Raw genomic sequence first — 22,001 nt, forward strand, 5'->3', positions numbered from 1 at the left:
TTGTCATGGATAAAGGCCGCGCAGGGCACGCGCTTCCAGTACCCGAGTGCAGGCCGCGATGAAAGCCGCTGTTCGCAAGTGAACACGCTTTTCCTGGGCCACGTTCCAGATCGGCTCGAAGGCTTCGGACAGCACGCGGTCGAGCCGCATGTTGATGTCCTGCTCGGTCCAGAAAAAGCTGGATGCGTTCTGCACCCATTCGAAGTAGCTCACCGTCACGCCGCCCGCGTTGGCCAGCACGTCGGGGAGCACGGTGCAGCCCATGTCCCACAGGATGTCTTCAGCCTGTGGCGTGGTCGGGCCGTTGGCGCCCTCGACGATGAGCTTGGCCTTGATCTGATGGGCATTGGCTTCGGTGATCTGCCGCTCCAGCGCGGCGGGCAGCAGGATGTCGCAATCGACGCCCCAGAACGACGCGTCGTCGATGACCGTGCAACCGGGGAATTCACGCAAAGTGCCTTGCGCTTCCTTCAGATGCTGCTGCAAGGCATGCGGATCAAGGCCGGCTTCACTGTAGATGGTGCCGCCCACTTCCTGCACGGCCACGATCTTGGCGCCATGCTCATGGAACACCCGGGCCGCAGCGTTGCCGACGTTGCCAAAGCCCTGGATGGCCACGCGGGCCCCTTCCATGGGCCGTTGCAAACGCTTCATGGCCTCTCTGGCGACCACGAAGCAGCCGCGCCCCGTGGCATCGCGACGGCCCAGGCTGCCGCCCATGCTCAGGGGCTTGCCGGTGACCACGCCGGTTTGCGTGCCGCCCTGGTTGATGGAGTAGGTGTCCATCATCCAGGCCATGACCTGTTCATTGGTGTTCACATCGGGCGCCGGGATGTCGCGGTCGGGGCCGATCAGCAGGCCGATCTCGCTGGTGTAGCGGCGCGTCATGCGTTCAAGCTCGGCCAGCGACAAGCGGCTGGGGTCCACTCGGATGCCGCCCTTGGCTCCGCCATAGGGCAGGTTCACCGCCGCGTTCTTCACGGTCATCCAGCCGGCCAGCGCCATCACCTCGGAGATGTGCACCTGCGGGTGAAAACGCACGCCCCCCTTGCCAGGCCCGCGCGACAGGTTGTGTTGCACGCGGTACCCCTCGAAGTGCTCGATGCGGCCGTCGTCCATGCGCACGGGCACGTCCACGATCAAGGTCCGCTTCGGGCGGCGAAGCGTCTCCATCCAGCGGGCCAAGGGGCCGAGGTGGGGCTCGACACGGTCGAGCTGCTCCATGAACATGCCCCAGGGGCCGGGATGAGCAGGATCGATGTAGGAAGGAAACCTGGGCGCGGTGGGCATCGTCATGGAAAGCCTGTCGTTCAGTGGTTGAGGATCTTGGCCAAAAACTGCTGGGCTCGGGGGGATTCAGGGTGGTCAAAAAAGGCATCCTTGGCGCGGTCTTCCACGACCTTGCCAGCGTCCATGAAAACGACCCGGTTGGCGACCTTGCGCGCGAAACCCATCTCGTGGGTCACACACATCATGGTCATGCCTTCGTGTGCCAGCTGGACCATCACGTCCAGCACTTCGCCCACCATTTCGGGGTCGAGGGCGGAGGTCGGCTCGTCGAACAGCATCACGATGGGGTCCATGCTCAGGGCACGGGCGATGGCCACGCGCTGCTGTTGGCCGCCGGACAACTGGCCTGGCGACTTGGCCGCCTGCACCTTCAAGCCGACGCGGTCCAGAAGCTTCATGCCCTTGTCCACGGCTTCGTCCTTACTGCGGCCCAGCACCTTGGTCTGTGCCAGGGTCAGGTTGTCGATGATGCTCAGGTGCGGGAAGAGTTCGAAGTGCTGAAACACCATGCCCACGCGGCTGCGCAGCTTGGACAGATTGGTTTTTGGGTCGCCCACCGAAGTGCCATCCACCAGGATGCGGCCCGACTGGAAGGGCTCCAGCCCGTTGACGCACTTGATGAGCGTGGATTTGCCCGACCCCGAAGGGCCGCACACCACCACCACTTCGCCCTTGGCCACCTGCGTGGTGCAGTCGGTCAGGACCTGGAAAGCACCGTAGTGCTTGGAGATGTTGTCGATCTGGATCATGGAGGAAGGCTTTCGATGAAGTTGTCAGATCAGGGGCGGGTCAAGCGTGAGCCATGCGGCGCTGCAGGTACTGCACCAGTCGCGACAGGCTGAAGCACAGCACGAAGTAGACGGCGCCAGCGAAGAGCAGCAGCTCGACCAGGCGGCCATCGCGGTCGCCCACCTTGTAGGCGGTGCCGAAGAAGTCGGCCAGCGACGAGACATAGACCAGCGAGGTGTCCTGGAACAGCACGATGGCCTGCGTCAGCAGCAAAGGCACCATGTTGCGCAGGGCCTGCGGCAAGATGACCAGGCGCATGGTCTGGCCATAGCTCAGGCCCAGGGCCGAAGCCGCAGCCATCTGCCCCTTGGACACGCTCTGGATGCCCGCCCGGATGATCTCGGCGTAGTAGGCCGATTCGAACAGCGCGAAGCCCACCAGGGCTGAGGTCATGCGCACATCGGTGCCCGGGTCAAGCCTGAAGAAGCTGGTGAGCATCTGCGGCACCAGCAAGAAGAACCACAGCAGCACCATCACCAGCGGCACGGCGCGGAACAGGTTCACATAGCCCGCAGCGAACCAGCGCAGCGGCGCGGACGATGACAGGCGCATCATCGCCAGCACGGTGCCCCACACCATGCCCACCACCAGCGCGGTGGCCGTGATTTCCAAGGACACCACCAGGCCTTGCGCCAGGAAGGGCAAGGCGTTGGGGATGGAAGACCAATCGAATTCGTAAGCCATGGTGGTGCCTTTCAGGATCCGAGGTAGCCAGGCACTTTGACCTTGCGTTCCAGTTGATGCATCAAGGCCATCACGACGACGTTGATGAGCACATACATCAAGGTGACGGCGATGAAGGATTCATAAGGCTGCGCGGTGTAGTCCACCAGTTGCCGACCTTGCGCGGCCAGCTCCAGCAAGCCAATGGTTGAGCAAACGGCCGAGTTCTTGAAGATGTTCAAAAACTCGGAGGTGAGTGGTGGCACGACCAGCCGGAAGGCCATGGGCAGCAGCACGTAGCGGTAGGTCTGCGGCAGCGTCAGGCCCAGGGCCAGGCCGGCACGGGTCTGGCCCACCGGCAAGCTCAGGATGCCGGAGCGCACTTGCTCCGACACCCGCGCGCTGGTGAACAGCCCCAGGCAGATGAAGGCCGCGCCGAACTGCTGGGCGACCGGCGGCAACTGCTTGATGGCATTGCCCCACGACAGCGGCAGCAACTCCGGCACGATGAAGTACCAGATGAACAACTGCACCAGCAAGGGGATGTTGCGCAGCACTTCAACGTAGGCGGTGGCCAACCGCGACATCCACTTGACCGGAGACGTTCGAAGCACGCCCATCAAGGATCCGAGCACGAGTGCCAATACCCAGGCACTCAAGGACAAGGCGATGGTGACTTGCAGGCCCGAGAGCATCCAGCTCAGGTAGGTGCTGCCGTCCCCCATCGATGTCTCTTGTGAAAAAACCGCCCAGTTCCATTGGTAGGACATGTCGACTCCGGTCAAGGGTGTGTTTGCAACGAGAGCTTATTCAAAACGCGTGCCTGATGCCCAGCAGCAAGGCGTTCACATCTTGGCCCAGGGACGTGGTCGGACCAAGACCCGTGGCGGCGGTCGTGGTGTAGGCCGTGCCGCTGCCATTGCCGATGTGGCTGAGGAAACCATACAGCTTGGTGCGCTTGCTCAAGGGGTGGGTATAGCCCAGGGTCCACTGGGTGGCGCTGCTGCCATCGACGTCCTTGGCCTTGCCCGCGCCAAAGCCTGCGCTGAAGGTGTCGTTGCCCACCGGCACCAGCACGCCGGCGAAGACTTCGTTGCGGTCCTGGGCTGGGTCGCCGCCCAGGTTGTAGACCTGTTGGTAGCCGCCCGTCAGCTTGAAGCTGCCGAAGTCGTAGCCCGCGGTCAGCAGCCCGAAGTACACATCGGGTGCGGTGTTGGTGGCGCGCTTGAACTGGCTCAAGGCCACTTCGAGCGTCAGGGCACCCGGCGCGTACTTCACGCTGCCCGCGTAGGTGTTGCCGTTGCTGGTGGAGCCCGTGGTGGTCTCGCCCATGGCCACCATGGCCGTGCCGCTGAAATCACCCAGCTTGGGTGAGGTGTACACCACCGAGTTGTTGGCCCGGCTGATGGTCGAGACCACGCCGCTTTCGGCGGCGCTGCCCGCGCCGGTGCCGTAGGGGTCTGCCGCGTCCAGGGTGTTGTACTGCGGCACGTATTGGCGGCCCAAGGTCAGCGCGCCATAGGTGGCCGACGACAGCCCGACCCACGCCTGGCGACCAAAGGCCAGACCGCCTTGGGCGTATGAGCCCGTGTCGGCCAGGATGCCGGACTCCAGCGTGAAGATGGCCTTGTTGCCATTGCCCAGGTCTTCCGAGCCCTTGAAGCCCAGCCGAGAACTGCTGATGCCGCCTGACTGGATGGAGGTCTCGGTGCGGTCACCCTTGCCGTACTGAACGTACATGTCCAGGATGCCGTAGATGGTGACGGTCGATTGGGCCGATGCATTGAAGGCGGTGGCGCCCAGCAAGGCGGCGAGGGCCAGGACGCTGGCGGTGTGGAGTTGGTTTTTCATTTCAATATTCCATGAACATGCGTTGGATATCCTTGCTGTCGTTGGTGCGCGTCAGCGCCAGCGAAGCCAGGATGCGGGCCTTCTGAGGATTCAGGTCGTGGGCGACCACCCAGTCGTGCTGGTCGTCGGGCTGCTCGGCATTGCGCAGCACGAAGCCACCACCCACCACGCGGGCCGAGCGGATGATCTGGATGCCTTTGGCGCGCAGTTCACGCAAGGCGGGCACCACCGGGGCGGCCACGGAGCCATTGCCGGTACCGGCGTGGATCAGTGCCTTGGCGCCTGCCGCAGCAAAGGCCTTGTAGGCCACGTCATTGGCGCTGCCGTAGCCATAGGCGATCTCGACCTTGGGCAGCACCGAGATGCTGTCGATGTCGAACTCCGACTGCAGGGTGTGGCGCTTGACCGGCGCGCGGAACCAGTAAGTCTTGCCTTCCACCACCATGCCCAGGGCACCCCAGGGGCTCTTGAAAGCTTCGGTGCGGATGTTGATCGACTTGCTGACGTCGCGGCCCGAGTTGATCTCGTCGTTCATCACGACCAGCGCGCCCTTGCCGGCACTGGTGGGGGAGGCGGCGGTGGCCACCGCGTTGTACAGGTTCAAGGCGCCATCGGCCGACAAGGCCGTGCCCGGGCGCATGGAGCCCACCACCACGATGGGCTTGCTGGTGTGCACCGTCAGCGTCAGGAAGTAGGCGGTCTCTTCCAGCGTGTCGGTGCCGTGCGTGATCACGATGCCATCGACATCGGCCTGCTTGGACAGCGCCGAGACGCGCTTGGCCAGGGTCACCAGGTGTTCGTTGTTCAGGCTTTCGGAAGCGATCTGAAAGACTTGCTCGCCGCGCACATCGGCCAGGTTGGACAACTCGGGCACGCTGGCCAGCAGCTTGTCGACCGGCACTTTGGCGGCTTGGTAAGTGGCGCTGTTGGCCGCCGAGGCGCCCGCACCGGCGATGGTGCCGCCCGTGGCCAGGATCACCACCTGGGCCTTCTTCACAGCTTGCGCATGAGCCAGGGGCGCGAAGCCAAGGCCAAGGGCGCAGCCCAGGGCTGACAGCCAGCGGATGAGGGATCGTTGGTTCATGGACGTTCTCCAGTTTGATGAAGCAAACAATGCAGCGGCCTCAGCCGTGCCCAAAAGGGCTCGACTTCAGCTGAGGTTCAGGTACAGCGGAATCTGTGGCGCTAGGGTGGCGCTCAGTCCATCGTCTTGTCGTTGGGCGCCTTGAACAGCGCGGCATTCGTCTCGGACAAAGGCCAGTTCAAGTTCAGGCCCTTGGGCGGAATGGGTTGCTGAAACCACTTGGCGTAGATCTTGGCCGCCTCGCCCGAAATCATGGCCTTGGTCAGGGCATCGTCGACCAGCTTCTGGAAGACCGGGTCGCCCTTGCGCATCATGCAGCCGTAAGGTTCGAAGGACATGGGCTTGCCCACGACCGCCCAGTCATCGGCCTTCTTGGCCTTGGCCTTCTCGCCATACAGCAGGGCGTCGTCCAGCATGAAGGCGGCCGCGCGGCCGGTCTCCAGCGTCAGGAAGGATTCGCCGTGGTCCTTGGCTGAGATGATGCTCATGCCCGATTTGGACACTTCGTTGAACTTGCGCAGCAGCCGTTCGGACGTGGTGCCTGCGGTGACCACCACGTTCTTGCCCTTCAGGTCGGCGAAGTCCTTGATGCCCGAATCCTTGCGTGTCATCAGGCGCGTGCCCACGATGAAGATCGTGGTCGAGAAATCGACCTGCTTGGCGCGTTCCTTGTTGTTGGTGGTCGAGCCGCACTCCAGGTCCACCGTGCCGTTGAGCACCAGCGGGATGCGGTTCTGTGAGGTCACGGGCACCAGCTTGATCGCCAGCGAAGGTTTTTTCAGATCAGCCTTGATGGCTTCGACCACTTTGAGCATCAGCTCGTGTGAGTAGCCCACCACCTGTTGCTTGTCGTCGTAGTAAGAGAAGGGGATCGAAGACTCGCGGTGCCCCAGGCCGATCGTGCCGTTGTCCGCGATCTTCTTGAGGGTGGGCGAGGACTGTGCCGCTGCGGTCATGGCCATCGAGGCCAGGCACAGGTTCAAGACCGTGGCGCGAAGAAGCTTGTTCGTCATGGTGGGAGCCCTTGCTATGTTGTTGATGGCGCCATCGTGAGGCCGACGCCCTCGTCAGAAAAGTACTTTCTGCAATCGCAGATCGCGTGCCAGCAACATCCGAACAGGCCATTTCAGCCAAGTGCTTGAATTTAAAGTGAAATAAATCACACGTGGACGACTGGGGTACGGATTTCCGGATTTGGCGCCCACGGTTTGTCCGTTCGGCCGAACGCGCAAGGGCGCGGGGGCTTTGGCCGGAGTCGGTGGCATCATGTCGGGCCGAAAACAGCTCGTTTTCCCTGCCTCGAACCTGCCCATGCCCCCACGTCCCCGTTTGCCTGCTGGTCACCAGCCTCTTGACCAGATCCTGTTCGCGCAGGGCTTTGGCGCCCGCCGTGAGTGCGAAGGCCTGATCGTGAGCAATCTGGTCAGTGTGCGTGGCGAAATGGTCGATGATCCGGACGCTGCTTTCCCCGAAGACCGGCTGGAACTGGTGGTCGATGGCCAGCCGTGGGTCACCCACGTCAAGGCCTTGGTGATGCTGAACAAGCCAGCGGGCTACGAATGTTCGCTCAAGCCAGGCGCCTGGCCTGGCGTGCACAACCTGCTGGCCCCGCCGCTGCGCCGCCGAGGCTTGCAACCTGTGGGGCGCCTGGACCAGGACACCACCGGCCTGCTGTTGATGACCGACGACGGCGCCTTGCTGCACAAGCTGACCTCGCCCAAACACAACGTGCCCAAGGTGTATGAAGTCACGGTCAAGCACCCCATGACAGACAAGCAGGTCCAGTCCCTCATGTCGGGCGTGGTGCTGGACGACGACCCGACGCCCGTCCTGGCCGAACACGCTGAGATGGTGTCCGAACTGCACCTGCGCTTGTCGCTCACCCAAGGCAAGTACCACCAGGTCAAACGCATGGTGGCGGCCGTTGGCAATCGGGTTGAGGCCCTGCACCGCAGCTCCATCGGCCAACTGGCCTTGCCCGACGACCTGGCCCCCGGCCAGTGGCGCTGGATTGAAGATCCGGCCGTCGTGTTGCCTTGATAATCAAGGGCTTATGCAAGTCTTTCGCGGATTCCACCATGCGGCCCTGGCGCCGGCTTGTGCCCTGACCATCGGCAACTTCGATGGTGTGCACCGCGGCCACCAGGCCATGTTGGCCCTGCTGCGCAACGAAGCCCAGCACCGCGGCCTGCCCAGCGCCGTGATGACGTTCGAGCCCCATCCCCGCGATTTTTTCGCCGCCCAGGCTGGCAAGCCCGAGTTGGCCCCCGCCCGCATCGCCACCCTGCGCGACAAGCTGTCCGAGCTGGAACGCTGCGGTGTCGATCAGGTTGTGGTGCTGCCCTTTGACCGCCGCCTGGCCAGCCTCACGCCCGACGAGTTCATCGACCAGGTGCTGCTGAGCGGCCTGCACGCTCGATATGTGTTGGTGGGCGACGACTTCCGTTTTGGCGCCAAACGTGCCGGGGACTACGACTTTCTGGACGCCGCAGGCAGCCAGCGCGGCTTCGATGTCGCCCGCATGCTCAGCTACGAAGTCCATGGCACGCGCGTGTCCAGCTCGGTCGTGCGCGATGCCCTCGCCGCGGGGGACATGAACCAGGTCGCAGCCCTGCTGGGCCGCCCCTACAGCATCAGCGGCCACGTCATCCATGGCCAGAAACTGGGCCGCGACCTGGGTTGCCGCACGATGAACGTGCGCTTTGGCCACCAGAAACCCGCCACCCGCGGCATTTTCGCGGTCCGCACCCACGGCCTGGCTCCGCAGCCACTGGACGGCGTTGCCAGCCTCGGTGTGCGCCCCACGGTGGAAGACGCCGGGCGGGTGCTGCTCGAGGTCCATTGCTTCGATTGGCCCTCCAATCTGGGCATGGAGGGCGGCTACGGTAAAATCGTCCGCGTGGAACTGCTGCACAAACTCCGAGACGAAGCCCGCTATGACGGGCTGGAGGCCTTGCAGGCCGCGATCCAACAGGATATTTCCGATGCCAAGGCCTTTTTCCAGGCCCAGGGCCGCCAGACCACCCGCGACCGAATTTGACGCGGGCTGACCGATCCGCAGGCTGCTGCCTGCGGACAGCCCGGACACAGTCGCCCCCGCACACGCCGAGTCGGTCGGCGATGCCCCAGATGCCCACGGACCCACCACACCAGCGCCCAGCGCGCCGGATGGGTCTGGTTTGACCGAGATCGACATGAGCCAAGACGACAAAAGCCAAGCCGGCAGCGCCTACCGCGCCACGCTGAACATGCCCGACACCCCTTTCCCGATGCGCGGCGACCTGCCCAAGCGCGAGCCGGGCTGGGCTAAACAATGGGAAGACCAGGGCATCTACAAGAAGCTGCGCGATGCCCGCTGTGGCGCGCCCAAGTTCGTGCTGCACGACGGCCCGCCCTACGCCAACGGCCAGATCCACATGGGCCACGCCGTCAACAAGATCCTGAAAGACATGATCGTGAAGGCGCGCCAGCTCAAGGGCATGGACGCCGTTTACGTGCCCGGCTGGGACTGCCACGGCCTGCCCATCGAGAATCAGATCGAGAAGACCTTCGGCCGCAACCTCAGCCGCGACGACGTGCAGGCCAAGGCCCGGGCCTACGCTGGCGAGCAGGTTGATTTGCAACGCACCGACTTCAAGCGCCTGGGCGTGCTGGCCGACTGGGACCACCCGTACCGCACGATGGACTTCAGCAACGAGGCGGGAGAGATCCGCGCGCTCAAGAAGCTGATCGAGCGTGGTTTCGTTTACCGTGGCCTCAAGCCCGTGTACTGGTGTTTTGACTGCGGCTCATCCTTGGCCGAGTTCGAGATCGAGTACGCCGACAAGAAATCGCAGACGCTGGATGTGCAGTTCCTGAGCAGTCAGCCCGCCGAATTGGCCGCTGCCTTTGGCCTGCCTTCTTTGAGCGGCAAGGATGCCTTCGCTGTCATCTGGACGACCACTGCCTGGACCATCCCCGCCAACCAGGCGCTGAACGTGCACCCTGAGCTGAGCTACGCCCTGGTCGACACGCCGCGCGGCCTGCTGATCCTGGCCGAATCGCTGGTCGAGAAAGCCTCGGCCCGCTTCGGCTTCGAGCCGGACCGGGTCAAGGTGATGGCGACGACCACCGGCGCCAAGCTGGAAGGACTCAAGTTCAAGCACCCGCTGGCCCATGTGGACAAAGGCTACGACCGCGAAGCTCCCATCTACCTGGCCGACTACGTCAGCGCCGAAGACGGCACCGGCATCGTGCACGCCGCGCCCGCCTATGGCGTGGACGACTTCCAGTCCTGCCTGGCCCATGGCCTGGCTTTCGACGACATCCTCAACCCCGTGCAGGGCCACGGTGTGTATGAGGCCGAGCTGCCCTTGTTCGGTGGCCAGCACATCTGGAAAGCCGCGCCCGTCATCATCGAGACACTCCGCGAACACGGCCGCCTGCTGGCCTCCAGCGACATCACCCACAGCTACCCGCATTGCTGGCGCCACAAGAAGCCGGTGATCTTCCGCGCGGCTGCTCAGTGGTTTGTGCGCATGGACGAAGGCGAAGGCGTGTTCACCTCGAACAAGGCCGACAAGACCCTGCGCCAGATCGCGCTGGACGCCATCGACCAGACCGCCTTTTACCCCGAGAACGGCCGCGTGCGCCTGCGCGACATGATCGCCAACCGGCCCGACTGGTGCATCAGCCGCCAGCGCAACTGGGGCGTGCCGCTGCCTTTCTTCCTGCACAAGGTGACGGGCGAATTGCACCCCGACACCATGGCCTTCATCGACCGCGCCGTGGCGCTGGTGCAAGCCGGTGGCGTCGAAGCCTGGGCCAAGCTGGACCCGGCCGAATGGCTTGGAGCGGAGGCTGAAAACTACAGCAAGAGCACCGACATCCTCGACGTGTGGTTCGATTCGGGCTCGTCCTTCTTCCACGTGCTGAACCCCGAGTTCGGCAGCCACCCTGACGCTGGCCACGCCCAAGGCCCAGAGGCCGATCTGTACCTGGAAGGCCATGACCAGCACCGCGGCTGGTTCCACAGCTCGCTGCTGGTGGCCAGCGCCCTGTACGGCCGCGCGCCTTACAAGGGCCTGCTCACGCACGGCTTCACGGTGGACAGCCAGGGCCGAAAGATGAGCAAGTCGCTCGGCAATGGCGTGGATCCGCAAGAGACCAGCAAGAAGCTGGGTGCCGAGATCATCCGCCTTTGGGTCGCTTCCAGCGATTACTCTGGCGACATCGCCGGTGACGAGAAGATCCTGGCCCGCGTGGTCGACGGCTACCGCCGCATCCGCAACACCCTGCGCTTCCTGCTTGCCAACACCTCCGATTTCGACTTTGCCAAAGACGCTGTGCCCGCCAGCGAGTTGCTGGAGATCGACCGCTACGCCCTGGCGCGCGCCGCCGAACTGCAGTCCGACATCCTGGCCCACTACGAGCGCTACGAGTTCCACCCCGTGGTCGGCAAGCTGCAGGTCTACTGCTCTGAAGACCTGGGCGCCTTCTACCTCGACGTGCTGAAGGACCGCCTCTACACGACCGCGCCCAAGTCGTTGGCCCGCCGCAGCGCACAGACCGCGCTGTACCAGATCACGCAAGCGATGCTGCGCTGGATGGCGCCTTTCCTCAGCTTCACCGCCGAGGAGGCCTGGCAAGTGCTCAAGCAAGGCGAGACCATCTTCACCGAGACCTACTGGGATTTCGGTGACACCGATGCCGCGCTGCTGCCCAAGTGGTCGCGCGTCAAAGAGATCCGCGAGCTGGTCAACAAGGACATCGAAGCCGTGCGCACGCAAGGTCTGGTCGGCGCTTCCTTGCAGGCCGACGTCACGGTGACCGCCAATGCCGAAGACCATGCTTTGCTGACATCGCTGGGCGACGACCTGAAGTTCGTGCTGATCACCTCCAAGGCCACCCTGGCCGAAGGCGATGCCCTGGCGATGTCGGTCACCCCTTCAAACTCGACCAAGTGCGAGCGTTGCTGGCACTACCGTGACGACGTGGGCAGCGACCCCAAATACGCCACCATCTGTGGCCGCTGCGTCAGCAACCTGTTCGGCGCCGGCGAAGCCCGGCAGGTGGCCTGATTCATGGCAACGCGCAAATCAAGCAGCACCGCGGGCGGCCTCCTGCCCTGGCTGGGCATCGCCCTGGTCATCTTCTTGCTCGACCAGCTCACCAAGACCTTGGTCGTGGGCTTTTTCCAGCACGGTGACAGCCGCCACGTCACCGGTTTCTTCAACCTGGTGCGGGCGCACAACTCGGGCGCGGCGTTCTCCTTCCTGGCCAACGCGGGGGGCTGGCAGCGCTGGTTCTTCGTGGGCCTGGGGGCCTTGGCCGCCGGGTTCATCGTCTACATGCTGCGCCAGCACGGGCAGCAAAAGATGTTCGCCTGGGCCCTGTCCCTGATCCTGGCCGGTGCGGTCGGCAATGTGGTGGACCGCCTGGTTTACGGCTACGTGGTTGATTTTCTGGATTTCCACTGGTCGTGGATGGCGCCGCTGTTCCCGGGGGGGCACTTTCCCGCCTTCAACGTGGCCGATTGCAGCATCACCATCGGGGCAGCCTTGCTGATCCTTGATGAGTTGCGCCGGGTTCGAAAGTCCTGATCCACAAGGGCTTTACCTGGCCTTAACAAGGCGCGCACGGCGCTCCTTTAACATGCGCTGGTTGTTCACACGGAAAGCGCATGTTCATGTCCAGAACCTGGTGGGCGGTCTGCCTGCTTGTCGGCGCAGGCCTGATCGCGTTGACGATGCCTTGGTCGCCGCGTCTCCAGGCGGCGCCCGCGCCCAAGTCGGCACCCAGCGTGCCCGTGAGGGTCGCGCAGGTTGTGCAGCAGGATGTGCCGCTGGAGTTGCGGATGATCGGCCATGTGCAGTCCTTGCACCAGGTGCTGGTGCGGCCCCAGATCGAAGGCGTGCTCACTGAAGTTCGCTTCACCGAAGGCCAACGCGTGGCCCGGGGCGATGTGCTGGCCAGGCTGGATGACCGCGCTCTGAAAGCCCAATTGGCCCAGGCCGAAGCCGAACTGACGCGCCTGCAGTCGCAGCTCCAGTTGGCCAGTGCCGACCTGAAGCGCTATGAAGGCCTGGCCGCGCAGTCGGCCGTTCCGGTGCAGCAACGTGATCAGCAGGCGGCGGCGGTGGTGCAGTTGCAGTCTCAGATCCGCGCCCAGGAAGCCGCCTTGAGCGCCGCCCGCGTGCAGTTGTCTTTCACCACCATCACCTCTCCGGTGTCCGGGCGGGTGGGTTTGCGTGCGGTGGATGTCGGCAACCTTGTGCGGCCCAGCGACGCGGCGGGCTTGGTCACCGTGGTCCAGACCCAGCCCATGGCCATCGTGTTCTCGGCCCCCCAAACCCGCCTGGTCGATGTTCGTGAAGCCTTGAAGGTCAAAGGCGGCGCCACCGTGCGCGTGTCCGACCGCGAACGCGGCACGGCCCTGGCCCAAGGCCGACTGCTGACGGCCGACAACGTGGTCGATGCTGGCAACGGTTCCCTGCGTTTGAAAGCCCAGGTGCCCAACGCGGCCGAGAACCTTTGGCCCGGCCAGTTCGTGGCGGTGACCCTGGTGACCGGCCAAATGCCGCAAGCCCTGGTGGTGCCTGCCAATGCGGTGCAGCGCGGGCTCAAGGGCAGCTTCGTGTGGCGGGTGACGGGCGACAAAGCCGACATGGTGCCCGTGTCGGTGCGTTGGCAGAACGATGAACGCGCCGTGCTGGCCACCGGGGCCATCAAGCCGGGTGACCGGGTGGTGGTGGACGGGCAGTCGCGCCTCAAACCCGCCCAAGCCGTGCGCGTGCTCGATGGCGCGAAGGGCTGACGCATGTCTGGCACCCCTCAGCCCCAGGATGCTCAATCCCGAGTCAACATCTCAGCGTGGTTCATCGACCACCCTGTGGCCACCACGCTGCTGACCCTGGCCCTGGTGCTGCTGGGCCTCTTTGCCTTCCCCAAGCTGCCGGTGGCGCCGCTGCCGCAGGCCGAGTTCCCCACGATCCAGATCTCGGCGCGGCTGCCCGGTGCCAGCCCTGACACCATGGCCGCGGCCGTGGCCACGCCACTGGAAGTCGAGCTCAGCGGCATCGCCGGCATCACCCAGATGACGTCCACCAGCTCCCTGGGCGCCACCAGCATCACGCTGCAGTTCACGCTCGACAAGGACATCACCGCCGCCGCGCAGGAAGTGCAGTCCGCGCTCAACGCGGTGGCTGGCCGCCTGCCGTCCGACATGCCCTCGCAGCCCACCTGGCGCAAGGTGAACCCGGCCGACAGCCCGATCCTGGTGCTGAGCGTCAACTCCGATGTGCTGTCGACCACTGAGTTGAGCGACCTGACCGAGACGGTGCTCACGCGCCAGATCAGCCAGATCCAGGGCGTCTCAGACGTGGGCATCACCGGTCAGCAAAAGCCGGCCATCCGCATCCAGGCCTCGCCTGCGCAACTGGCCGCCCAGGGGCTCACGCTGGCCGACATCCGCGCCGCCGTGCAGAAAGCCAACGTCAACCAGCCCAAAGGCTCGTTGGTGGGCGCCGAGCGCAACGCCACCTTGGCCACCAATGACCAGCTCTTCAAGTCCAAGGATTACGCCGACGTGGTGGTGACCGACCGCGACGGCGTGCCCGTGCGCATCGGTGACCTGGCCAAGGTGATCGAGGGCGCCGAGAACGACTATGTGAAAGCTTGGCAGAACGGCCGTGAGGGCCTGAGCATCATCGTGCGCCGCCAACCGGATGCCAACATCGTGGACACGGTCGATCGCGTGCTGGCCGCCTTGCCGCGCTTGCAAGAGCGCCTGCCCGCCAGCGTCGAGGTCAGCGTGCTCAATGACCGCACCCGCACCATCCGTTCCTCGCTGCACGAGGTCGAGATCACCCTGGGCCTGACCGTGGTGCTGGTGGTGGTCGTGATGGGTTTGTTCCTGCGCCAGGTGTCGGCCACCATCATCGTGACGGCCGTGCTGGGCGTGGCTCTGGTGGCCACCATCGCGGGCATGTACGCGCTGGGTTTCAGCCTGAACAACCTGACCTTGGTGGCCCTGATCATCGCGGTGGGTTTCGTGGTCGATGACGCCATCGTGGTGGTCGAGAACATCCACCGGCATCTGGAAGCCGGTGAGCCCATGCGCGAGGCTGCCCTCAAAGGCTCGGCCGAGATCGGCTTCACGGTGATGTCCATCAGCATCTCGCTGATCGCGGCTTTCATTCCCCTGCTGTTCATGGGGGGCGTGGTGGGCCGGCTGTTCAGCGAGTTCGCCGTCACCGTCACGGTGGCCATCCTGGTATCGGTGGTGGCTTCGCTCACCTTGGCGCCGATGATGGCCTCGCGTTTCATGAAAAGCGCCCCCGCTCACCATGACGACAATTGGCTGAGCCGCTTCATTGCGGGCTATGGCCGCAGCGTGGGCTGGGCGCTGGACCACCCTCGCACCATGCTCACGGCCTTCTTCGCCACCTTGGCCGTGGCGGTGGCCGCCTACGTGGGCGTGCCCAAGGGCTTCTTCCCGCTGCAGGACACGGCCTTTGTGCTGGGCACCACCCAGGGGGCGCAGGATCTGTCGTTCGATGAGATGGAAGCCAAGCACCAGGCCTTGGCCGCCATCGTGGCCAAGGATCCAGCGGTGCAGGGCTTTGCTCACTCGGTGGGGGCCACCGGTGGCAGCTCCAACCTGTCCAGCGGGCGCTTCTGGATCGTGCTGAAAGACCGCGGCGACCGCGACGTGTCGGCCGAAGGACTGATCGACCGCCTGCGCCCGCAATTCAACCAGGTGCCGGGCATGGCGCTCTACCTGCGCTCGGCCCAGGACATCAACCTGGGAACAGGTCCTGCCCGCACCCAGTACCAGTACGCCCTGCAAAGCAATGACAGCGACGAGCTGGCCACCTGGGCCGACCGGCTCACCGAGCGCCTGGGCCGCCTGCCGCAGTTCCGCGATGTGTCGAATGACTTGCAATTGGGCGCTGGCGTGGCCCGCCTCACCATCGACCGCGCCGCAGCGGCCCGCCATGGCCTGAGCGTGGACGACATCAACCAGTTGCTCTACAACGCCTACGGCCAGCGCCAGATCAGCGAGGTGCAGACCGAGGTGACCCAATACCAGGTGGTGCTCGAGATCGATCCGGCTTTGCGCGGCCGGGCGGACAGCCTGGACTGGCTCTACCTGCGCTCCACCAAGACGGGCCAGATGGTGCCTCTGGCCGAGGTGGCGCGTGCCGAGCCGCTGGACAACGGCCCGCTCACCATTGCCCACAACGGCATGTCGCCCGCGGTGAACCTGTCCTTCAACCTGGCGCCCGGCGTGTCGCTGGGCGAGGCCGTGCAATTGATGACGCAGGCGCGCACCGAGCTGAACGTGCCCGCCCGCGTGGCCGGGCGCTTTCAGGGGGCGGCCCAGGCTTTTCAGGATTCGCTGGCCTCGCAGCCCTACCTGATCCTGGCCGCCGTGCTGGCCGTCTACATCATCCTCGGCGTGCTTTACGAGAGCTTCGTGCACCCGCTCACGATCTTGTCGACCTTGCCCTCGGCCGGCCTGGGGGCGGTGGCCCTGTTGTGGCTCAGCGGCATGGATTTCTCGGTGATGGCGCTGATCGGCCTGGTGCTGCTGATCGGCATCGTCAAGAAGAACGGCATCCTGCTGGTTGACTTTGCGCTGCAGGCCCAGCGCGAGCGGGGGCTGTCACCGCGCGAGGCCATCCACGAGGCCTGCCTGGCGCGCTTTCGGCCCATTGTGATGACCACGATCGCAGCCTTGCTGGCGGCCATCCCGCTCATGTTGGGCCTGGGCACGGGCGCCGAATTGCGCCAGCCACTGGGCTTCGCGGTGGTGGGTGGATTGCTGGTCAGCCAGGTGCTCACGCTGTATTCGACACCGGTGGTGTACGTGGCGCTGGACCGGCTTTTCCACCGGCGGCCAGCGCCTGCAGCCTTGCAGACCCCCTGAACATGGGGGTGGATGCAAAATAAATCACGCTTTTGCATCTGTTTGGCGTCCTCCTGGCCAGTACCTGGGCCAGTCCGATATTCCACAACGTCGGCTGGCCTTTGCAACACAGCTAGGAGTGAATCATCATGAAATTGAAATCAAAGCTGACGGCGTCGGCTGCGGTGTTCCTGTCGTCTGCCTTCATCGGGCAGGGGGCGCTGGCCGAATCCATGCTGGCCCTGACCTCGGACCAAAAGCTGCTCACCTTCGACACGTCCGCGCCGTCCTTGGGCAGCCTGACCACCATCTCCGGCCTCATTGGCAACGATCGCTTGCGCGCGATTGACATGCGGCCAACGACGGGCATCGTCTATGCCCTGGGCATCAACAACAACCTCTACACCTTGAACGCGGGCACCGGCGTCGCCAGTCTGGTCACCTCGCTCACGGCCGATGCCACCGACACCAGCGACACCTTCACCGGCCTGCGTGGCACCGCCTTCGGGTTCGACTTCAACCCGGTGGCCGACCTCAGCGGCGCACCTTCGCTGCGCGTGGTCAGCAATGCCTCCGAGAACCTGCGCATCGCCGTCAGCGGCCCCAACGCTGGCAAGGTGATCACCGACAACACGATCCGTGGCGGCACGCTGCAGATCGTGGGCTCGGCCTACACCAACAACGACACCAACCCGGCCACGGGCACCGCGCTCTTCGGCATTGATGCGGCGTCCGACAGCCTGTATCAACAGGGCCTGCCCACCAGCGGCATCCAAACGCTGATCGGCTCGCTGGGCGTGAACACCAGCGCGGTGGCCGGCTTTGACATCACGGCATCGGGCAAGGCCTTTGCCGCGCTGACCAACGGCGACACGGGCGAAACCGGCCTGTACTCGATCTCGCTGACGCCCGGTGCCAACCTGGCCACCTGGATCGGTGAGTTCGGCGTGGCGGGCGCGCCGGTGAGTTCCATCATCGGACTGACCTCTGTGTCACCCGTGCCGGAACCCTCGGCCTGGGCCCTGACGCTGGCGGGCCTGGCGCTGGTACCGATGGTCATGCGCCGTCGTCGCCAAGCCTGATGCCGCTCTGATCTAATGGCGGGCTACCCCTTGGTGGCCCGCCTTGAAACTTGACGCCCGAACCCTGCTGCTGCTGACCCTGCCGCCCATCATGTGGGCGGGCAACGCCGTGGTGGGGCGGCTGCTGGTGGGGCTCATGCCCCCGGTGCAGATGAACACCGTGCGCTGGGCGCTGGTGGCCGTGCTGATGGCCCCCATGGCCTGGAAGGTCTGGCAGCGGCCCGGCGAAGTACGTGCCCGCTGGCGCTACCTGGCCTTGATCGGCGCCTTGGGCGTGGGCACCTACAACTCATTGCAGTACCTGGCGCTGCAAACCTCCACGCCTTTGAACGTCACGCTGATTGGCGCGAGCATCCCGGTGTGGATGATGCTGGTGGGCGCGGTGTTCTTTGGCCAGCCCGTCAGTGGCCGCCAGTGGGGTGGTGCAGCCCTGTCCACAGTCGGGGTGGTGCTGGTCATTGCGCAAGGCCAGTGGCGCACCTTGCTGCAGGTGCAGCTGGTGCCGGGTGACTTGTTGATGCTGCTGGCCAGCCTGGCCTGGGCCTTCTACAGCTGGCTGCTGGCCAAACCCCCTCTGTCCATGGTGGCGCCGCAAAGGCCAAGCTGGGCTTGGGCCGAGTTCCTGTGGTTGCAAGTGTTGTTTGGCCTGGTCTGGGCGGTGCTGTGCAGCGGGCTGGAGTGGGCCGTGCCCACGGCCTCGCCACCTGTCCCAGTGGCGTCGGCCATCGAGGCGATCAATGCCTGGCCACCCATGCTGAGGCTGGCCGTTGGCCTGGCGTTCGTGGCCTTGGGCCCATCGATCGTGGCCTATCGGTGCTGGGGCCTGGGCGTGCAAGCCGTGGGGCCCACCCTGGCGGCTTTCTTCATCAACCTCACGCCGATCTTCGCCGCCGTGTGGGCGGCTGTTCTGCTGGGGCAACACCCTCGCTGGTATCACCCTTGCGCGTTGCTGCTCATCGTGGCGGGCATCGCGTTGTCGTCATCAAGGCGAGCTGTGCCTCAGTGAGTGCGCCCACCACGGCGCTTGGGCGGAAAGGGCGGTTGGCCGCGCCAGTAGCGGATCATCAGCCAGCCACCCAGCATGCCGCCCAGGTGGGCAAAGTGGGCCACCCCGGCCTGCGTGCCGGTCACGCCAAACAGCAATTCCAGGCCACCAAAAATGGCCACGAAGTACTTGGCCTTCATCGGGATGGGCGGGATCAAAGGCACGATGATGCGGTTGGGGAACATCATCCCGAAGGCCAGCAGCAGGCCGAACAAGCCGCCTGAGATGCCCACCGTGGGGTTCATCGAGCCGTTCAGCTGCGACACCAGCAACTGACACAAGGCCGCCGTGAAGATGCTGGCCAACATGAAGTGGCTGTAGCGCTTGGGGCCCCAGACGCGCTCCAGTTCAGCGCCGAACATCCAGATGCCCATCATGTTGAAGAACAGGTGCGTGAACGAGCCATGCATGAGGCCGTAGGTGAGCACCTGCCAGGGGTAGAACTGGGACGACTCCAGCGGCCACAGGGCCAGCCAGTAGGACAAAACCTGCCCAAGGGCTTCGTCAATGCAAAACAGCGCAACGTTGATGAGCAACAGCGCCTGGGTGATCGGTGGCAGAGGAGGCATGCGGTCACGAAAGGTGGGGGCTGAACAGATCCCCATCATAGAGCCCCTTGAACAACCTCATTCGCCTTGATTGATCGTGGGGGAAGCTTCAATTTCGGGCTTGTGTCGGCAATCGGTCACAGCATGCTGGCACGTAACTCGCTATGGTTTGAACCAGGCACCGCACATCGACGGCGCCACTACCGCTGGAGACCACGACCATGTCCGCCCACATCGTGCTCACGTCGCACCCCGCCCGCCACGGCGGCGGGCCCGGCAGCCCCACCGCCGTCCACTGGGGGGCGCCCACGGCGGCCGAGCGAGGGCCGCTGGTGGCCAGTGTGGGCAGCCCGGCGCAGCGCAATGTCATCGGCACCCACTCGGGCGCCTATTCGGTTTACCGCGCCCTGGCCGTCGCTTCGGGGGCCTTGCAGCGCGACCACAAGCCCGATTTCACCAACACGGCGCCGGTTGAAACCATCGGCCCGCACCCCCAGTGGGCAGACCCGCAAAAAATCGTGTCGCTGGACCCTTGGGGCCACATGGTCTCGGTGGCCTTTGCCGAGCAGATCGCCGCTGGCATGGATGTGCGGCCCACCATCGCCATCACCAAGGCCCACATCAACATGCCCGAGCTGGTGGCCTCGATCGCCGCGGGTCGGCTCAAGCCCGATGGCGACATCCTGGCGGCCAATGGCGATGTCAAGGTCACCAAGGCCGCCATCGACCCGGTCTGGCACCTGCCGGGTTTGGCCGAGCGTTTCGGCATCAAGGAAAGCGCCCTGCGCCGCAACCTGTTCGAGCAAACGGCCGGCATGTTCCCCGAGCTGGTCACGCGGCCCGACCTCAAAGTCTTCCTGCCGCCCATTGGTGGCATGACGCTGTACTTCTTCGGCGATGTGGCCAAACTGGGGCAGGCCTCCACCAAGGTGGCTTGCCGGGTCCACGATGAATGCAATGGCTCGGACGTGTTCGGCTCCGACATCTGCACCTGCCGCCCCTACCTGGCCCACGGCATCGAGGTCTGCATCGAGATGGCGCAGCAAGGCGGCGTCGGCCTCGTCATCTACAACCGCAAGGAAGGCCGCGCCCTGGGCGAGGTCACCAAATTCCTGGTCTACAACGCTCGCAAGCGCCAGGTGGGCGGCGACCGTGCCGAGACCTACTTCGCGCGCACCGAATGCGTGGCCGGCGTGCAAGACATGCGCTTCCAGCAATTGATGCCCGATGTGTTCCATTGGCTGGGCATCAAGCGCATCGACCGCTGGGCCTCGATGAGCGACATGAAGCATGGCGCGCTGGTCGAGCAAGGCATCGAGGTGGTGGAGCGCGTGCCCATCCCTGAAGAGTTGATCCCGGCCGATGCGCAGGTGGAGATGGATGCGAAGAAAGCCGCAGGCTACTTCTCCCACTACACGCCGGATGCGACCGAACTGGCCCTGCCCAAGGGGCGCGGGTTGATGGAATGACCGTCATGAACATGAACCCACCAGTTCGCACGGCAGGGCAGGGGGGCATCCCACCTTTGCTCACGCCTGAATCGTTGTTGACCGCGCAAGCGGTTCGGCGCAGCGCTTCGGCCTTGATGGCAGCGGCCCAGGCCGGGCAGTCTGCTCACTTCACCTGGCACCCTGAGCGCGTGGCGGTGGCCGCCGCCTACGTGGCCGGGGTGATCCGCGAGCGTTACCCCGATCTGCAGGTGCCGTACCACAGCCGTTGGCGCCACTTTGAAGCCGGTGGCCTGGACCGCTGGGCCATGGTCGCCCACCAGCACGGGCTGGACGGCCACACAGCGCGCCTGGAGCGAGCCCGCTCGAGGGTGGACCTGGTCGTCATCAGCGTTCTGCTGGATGCCGGAGCCGGTGCGGCCTGGAGCTATGCCGATTTGGAAACGGGCCAAACGTTGACCCGGTCCGAAGGCCTGGGCGTGGCCAGTTTGCGGTGGTGGGCCAAGGGCGCCTTGTCCAGCAACCCGCTGCACCCGACGCGGTCCGATGCGCAAGCCTTGGCCCTGGTAGACGCGCAGGCAGTGGGGCGGGCTTTGCAAGTGCGCACCGACAATCCCTTGGTCGGCCTGGAGGGGCGGGCCGATCTGCTGCGCCGCCTGTCGCTGGCGCTGGAGCAGCACCCCGACATCTATGGCCGCCCTGATGCGCCCGGCTTGCTGCGCCCCGGCCACCTGGTCGACACCCTGTTCCGCCAGGCACCCACTGGCAAGATCAAGGCCTCGGCCGTGCTGGCCGTGCTGCTCAACACCCTGGGCGACATCTGGTCAGGCCGCCATCAGCTGGGCGGTGTCAACCTGGGCGATTGTTGGCGCCACCCCCAGGCGCCGGATGGCTGGGTGCCTTTCCACAAGCTCAGCCAATGGTTGACTTATTCCTTGCTGGAGCCTCTGGAAGACGCGGGCCTGACCATCACCGACCTGGACGAGTTGACCGGCCTGCCCGAGTACCGCAATGGCGGCCTGCTGCTGGACCTGGGCGTTCTGCAAGCCCGCGACCGAGCCTTCCACACCCAGCGCTGGACCGTCGATGCCGAGCCCATCGTGGAATGGCGTGCCCTGACCGTGGCCGTGCTCGACCACCTGGCCGAAGCCGTGCGCGGCGAGTTGGGCCTGAGCATGGAGCAATTCCCGCTGGCCCGCGTGCTGGAAGGCGGCACTTGGGCGGCGGGGCGCAAAATCGCCCAGGCCAAGCGCCCGGGCGGTGTGCCGCCCGTGCACATCGAAAGCGACGGCACCGTTTTTTAAGGACGA

Annotated in this window: 18 protein-coding genes; 10 read left to right on the forward strand and 8 right to left on the reverse strand. The window is 65.0% G+C overall.

Going from position 1 to position 22,001, the window contains the following annotated elements; genetic code table 11:
• Positions 1-3: 3 nt before the first annotated feature.
• The 7 genes from Q7V20_RS22375 to Q7V20_RS22405 form a co-directional block, all read right to left on the reverse strand.
• Entirely contained in the window at positions 4-1,296 is a 1,293-nt protein-coding gene (locus Q7V20_RS22375; protein WP_304796075.1) for a Glu/Leu/Phe/Val dehydrogenase, read from the reverse strand.
• 14 nt (positions 1,297-1,310) lie between these two features.
• Positions 1,311-2,039, reverse strand: a complete 729-nt coding sequence (locus tag Q7V20_RS22380; RefSeq protein WP_304796077.1) for an amino acid ABC transporter ATP-binding protein — start codon at positions 2,037-2,039, stop codon at positions 1,311-1,313.
• A 40-nt stretch (positions 2,040-2,079) separates the two neighbouring features.
• Positions 2,080-2,763: a glutamate/aspartate ABC transporter permease GltK gene (gene gltK, locus Q7V20_RS22385; RefSeq protein ID WP_304796079.1), complete on the reverse strand. Its 684-nt coding sequence runs from the start codon at positions 2,761-2,763 to the stop codon at positions 2,080-2,082.
• 11 nt (positions 2,764-2,774) lie between these two features.
• A complete protein-coding gene (locus tag Q7V20_RS22390; protein ID WP_304796081.1) occupies positions 2,775-3,512 on the reverse strand; it encodes an amino acid ABC transporter permease in 738 nt (245 codons plus the stop codon).
• Positions 3,513-3,552: 40 nt separating this feature from the next.
• Positions 3,553-4,593, reverse strand: coding sequence for a porin (locus Q7V20_RS22395; protein ID WP_304796083.1), 1,041 nt, complete (start codon positions 4,591-4,593; stop codon positions 3,553-3,555).
• Position 4,594: 1 nt separating this feature from the next.
• A complete protein-coding gene (locus Q7V20_RS22400) occupies positions 4,595-5,677 on the reverse strand; it encodes a type II asparaginase (RefSeq protein ID WP_304796085.1) in 1,083 nt (360 codons plus the stop codon).
• A 113-nt stretch (positions 5,678-5,790) separates the two neighbouring features.
• Entirely contained in the window at positions 5,791-6,690 is a 900-nt protein-coding gene (locus tag Q7V20_RS22405) for a glutamate/aspartate ABC transporter substrate-binding protein (RefSeq protein ID WP_304796086.1), read from the reverse strand.
• A gap of 298 nt (positions 6,691-6,988) precedes the next feature.
• On the opposite strand from Q7V20_RS22405, the gene Q7V20_RS22410 reads away from it, so the two are divergent.
• From Q7V20_RS22410 to Q7V20_RS22445, 8 genes are all read left to right on the forward strand, one after another.
• Positions 6,989-7,717 carry a pseudouridine synthase gene (locus Q7V20_RS22410; RefSeq protein ID WP_304796088.1) on the forward strand — a complete coding sequence of 243 codons (729 nt, stop codon included), beginning with the start codon at positions 6,989-6,991 and terminating at the stop codon, positions 7,715-7,717.
• Positions 7,718-7,730: 13 nt separating this feature from the next.
• The gene (locus tag Q7V20_RS22415) at positions 7,731-8,717 is read left to right on the forward strand and encodes a bifunctional riboflavin kinase/FAD synthetase (RefSeq protein ID WP_304796090.1); all 987 of its coding nucleotides are present in this window, start codon (positions 7,731-7,733) and stop codon (positions 8,715-8,717) included.
• A gap of 154 nt (positions 8,718-8,871) precedes the next feature.
• Positions 8,872-11,736 (forward strand): isoleucine--tRNA ligase, encoded by a 2,865-nt coding sequence (gene ileS / locus Q7V20_RS22420; RefSeq protein ID WP_304796092.1) that lies wholly within the window; start codon positions 8,872-8,874, stop codon positions 11,734-11,736.
• A 3-nt stretch (positions 11,737-11,739) separates the two neighbouring features.
• Complete coding sequence (gene lspA / locus Q7V20_RS22425; RefSeq protein ID WP_304796093.1) at positions 11,740-12,258, forward strand: signal peptidase II; 519 nt, start codon at positions 11,740-11,742, stop codon at positions 12,256-12,258.
• Between the two features lie 80 nt (positions 12,259-12,338).
• Positions 12,339-13,472 carry an efflux RND transporter periplasmic adaptor subunit gene (locus Q7V20_RS22430; RefSeq protein ID WP_304796095.1) on the forward strand — a complete coding sequence of 378 codons (1,134 nt, stop codon included), beginning with the start codon at positions 12,339-12,341 and terminating at the stop codon, positions 13,470-13,472.
• Between the two features lie 3 nt (positions 13,473-13,475).
• The gene (locus Q7V20_RS22435) at positions 13,476-16,589 is read left to right on the forward strand and encodes a multidrug efflux RND transporter permease subunit (RefSeq protein WP_304796097.1); all 3,114 of its coding nucleotides are present in this window, start codon (positions 13,476-13,478) and stop codon (positions 16,587-16,589) included.
• Between the two features lie 128 nt (positions 16,590-16,717).
• On the forward strand, positions 16,718-17,650 hold the full coding sequence (locus Q7V20_RS22440; RefSeq protein ID WP_304796099.1) for a DUF4394 domain-containing protein: 933 nt from the start codon (positions 16,718-16,720) through the stop codon (positions 17,648-17,650).
• A gap of 43 nt (positions 17,651-17,693) precedes the next feature.
• Complete coding sequence (locus tag Q7V20_RS22445) at positions 17,694-18,656, forward strand: DMT family transporter (RefSeq protein ID WP_304796101.1); 963 nt, start codon at positions 17,694-17,696, stop codon at positions 18,654-18,656.
• On the opposite strand, the gene Q7V20_RS22450 is transcribed toward Q7V20_RS22445, so the two are convergent.
• A complete protein-coding gene (locus Q7V20_RS22450) occupies positions 18,650-19,264 on the reverse strand; it encodes a rhomboid family intramembrane serine protease (protein WP_304796103.1) in 615 nt (204 codons plus the stop codon). The two genes, Q7V20_RS22445 and Q7V20_RS22450, sit on opposite strands and share 7 nt — an antisense overlap.
• Before the next feature lie 200 nt (positions 19,265-19,464).
• Between Q7V20_RS22450 and Q7V20_RS22455 the strand changes: the two genes are divergently transcribed.
• Positions 19,465-20,712 (forward strand): GTP cyclohydrolase II, encoded by a 1,248-nt coding sequence (locus Q7V20_RS22455; RefSeq protein WP_304796105.1) that lies wholly within the window; start codon positions 19,465-19,467, stop codon positions 20,710-20,712.
• A gap of 11 nt (positions 20,713-20,723) precedes the next feature.
• Positions 20,724-21,995, forward strand: coding sequence for a DUF1688 family protein (locus Q7V20_RS22460; protein WP_304796106.1), 1,272 nt, complete (start codon positions 20,724-20,726; stop codon positions 21,993-21,995).
• Positions 21,996-22,001: the final 6 nt, after the last annotated feature.

Source organism: Aquabacterium sp., from assembly GCF_030652515.1.
Classification (GTDB): domain Bacteria; phylum Pseudomonadota; class Gammaproteobacteria; order Burkholderiales; family Burkholderiaceae_C; genus Aquabacterium.

Excerpts from the sequence above, each read along its gene's own strand:
- Q7V20_RS22375 (WP_304796075.1), bottom strand. The coding sequence starts at position 1,296 with ATGACGATGCCCACCGCGCCCAGGTTTCCTTCCTACATCGATCCTGCT.
- Q7V20_RS22380 (WP_304796077.1), bottom strand. The coding sequence starts at position 2,039 with ATGATCCAGATCGACAACATCTCCAAGCACTACGGTGCTTTCCAGGTC.
- gltK (WP_304796079.1), bottom strand. The coding sequence starts at position 2,763 with ATGGCTTACGAATTCGATTGGTCTTCCATCCCCAACGCCTTGCCCTTC.
- Q7V20_RS22390 (WP_304796081.1), bottom strand. The coding sequence starts at position 3,512 with ATGTCCTACCAATGGAACTGGGCGGTTTTTTCACAAGAGACATCGATG.
- Q7V20_RS22395 (WP_304796083.1), bottom strand. The coding sequence starts at position 4,593 with ATGAAAAACCAACTCCACACCGCCAGCGTCCTGGCCCTCGCCGCCTTG.
- Q7V20_RS22400 (WP_304796085.1), bottom strand. The coding sequence starts at position 5,677 with ATGAACCAACGATCCCTCATCCGCTGGCTGTCAGCCCTGGGCTGCGCC.
- Q7V20_RS22405 (WP_304796086.1), bottom strand. The coding sequence starts at position 6,690 with ATGACGAACAAGCTTCTTCGCGCCACGGTCTTGAACCTGTGCCTGGCC.
- Q7V20_RS22410 (WP_304796088.1), top strand. The coding sequence starts at position 6,989 with ATGCCCCCACGTCCCCGTTTGCCTGCTGGTCACCAGCCTCTTGACCAG.
- Q7V20_RS22415 (WP_304796090.1), top strand. The coding sequence starts at position 7,731 with ATGCAAGTCTTTCGCGGATTCCACCATGCGGCCCTGGCGCCGGCTTGT.
- ileS (WP_304796092.1), top strand. The coding sequence starts at position 8,872 with ATGAGCCAAGACGACAAAAGCCAAGCCGGCAGCGCCTACCGCGCCACG.
- lspA (WP_304796093.1), top strand. The coding sequence starts at position 11,740 with ATGGCAACGCGCAAATCAAGCAGCACCGCGGGCGGCCTCCTGCCCTGG.
- Q7V20_RS22430 (WP_304796095.1), top strand. The coding sequence starts at position 12,339 with ATGTTCATGTCCAGAACCTGGTGGGCGGTCTGCCTGCTTGTCGGCGCA.
- Q7V20_RS22435 (WP_304796097.1), top strand. The coding sequence starts at position 13,476 with ATGTCTGGCACCCCTCAGCCCCAGGATGCTCAATCCCGAGTCAACATC.
- Q7V20_RS22440 (WP_304796099.1), top strand. The coding sequence starts at position 16,718 with ATGAAATTGAAATCAAAGCTGACGGCGTCGGCTGCGGTGTTCCTGTCG.
- Q7V20_RS22450 (WP_304796103.1), bottom strand. The coding sequence starts at position 19,264 with ATGCCTCCTCTGCCACCGATCACCCAGGCGCTGTTGCTCATCAACGTT.
- Q7V20_RS22455 (WP_304796105.1), top strand. The coding sequence starts at position 19,465 with ATGTCCGCCCACATCGTGCTCACGTCGCACCCCGCCCGCCACGGCGGC.
- Q7V20_RS22460 (WP_304796106.1), top strand. The coding sequence starts at position 20,724 with ATGAACCCACCAGTTCGCACGGCAGGGCAGGGGGGCATCCCACCTTTG.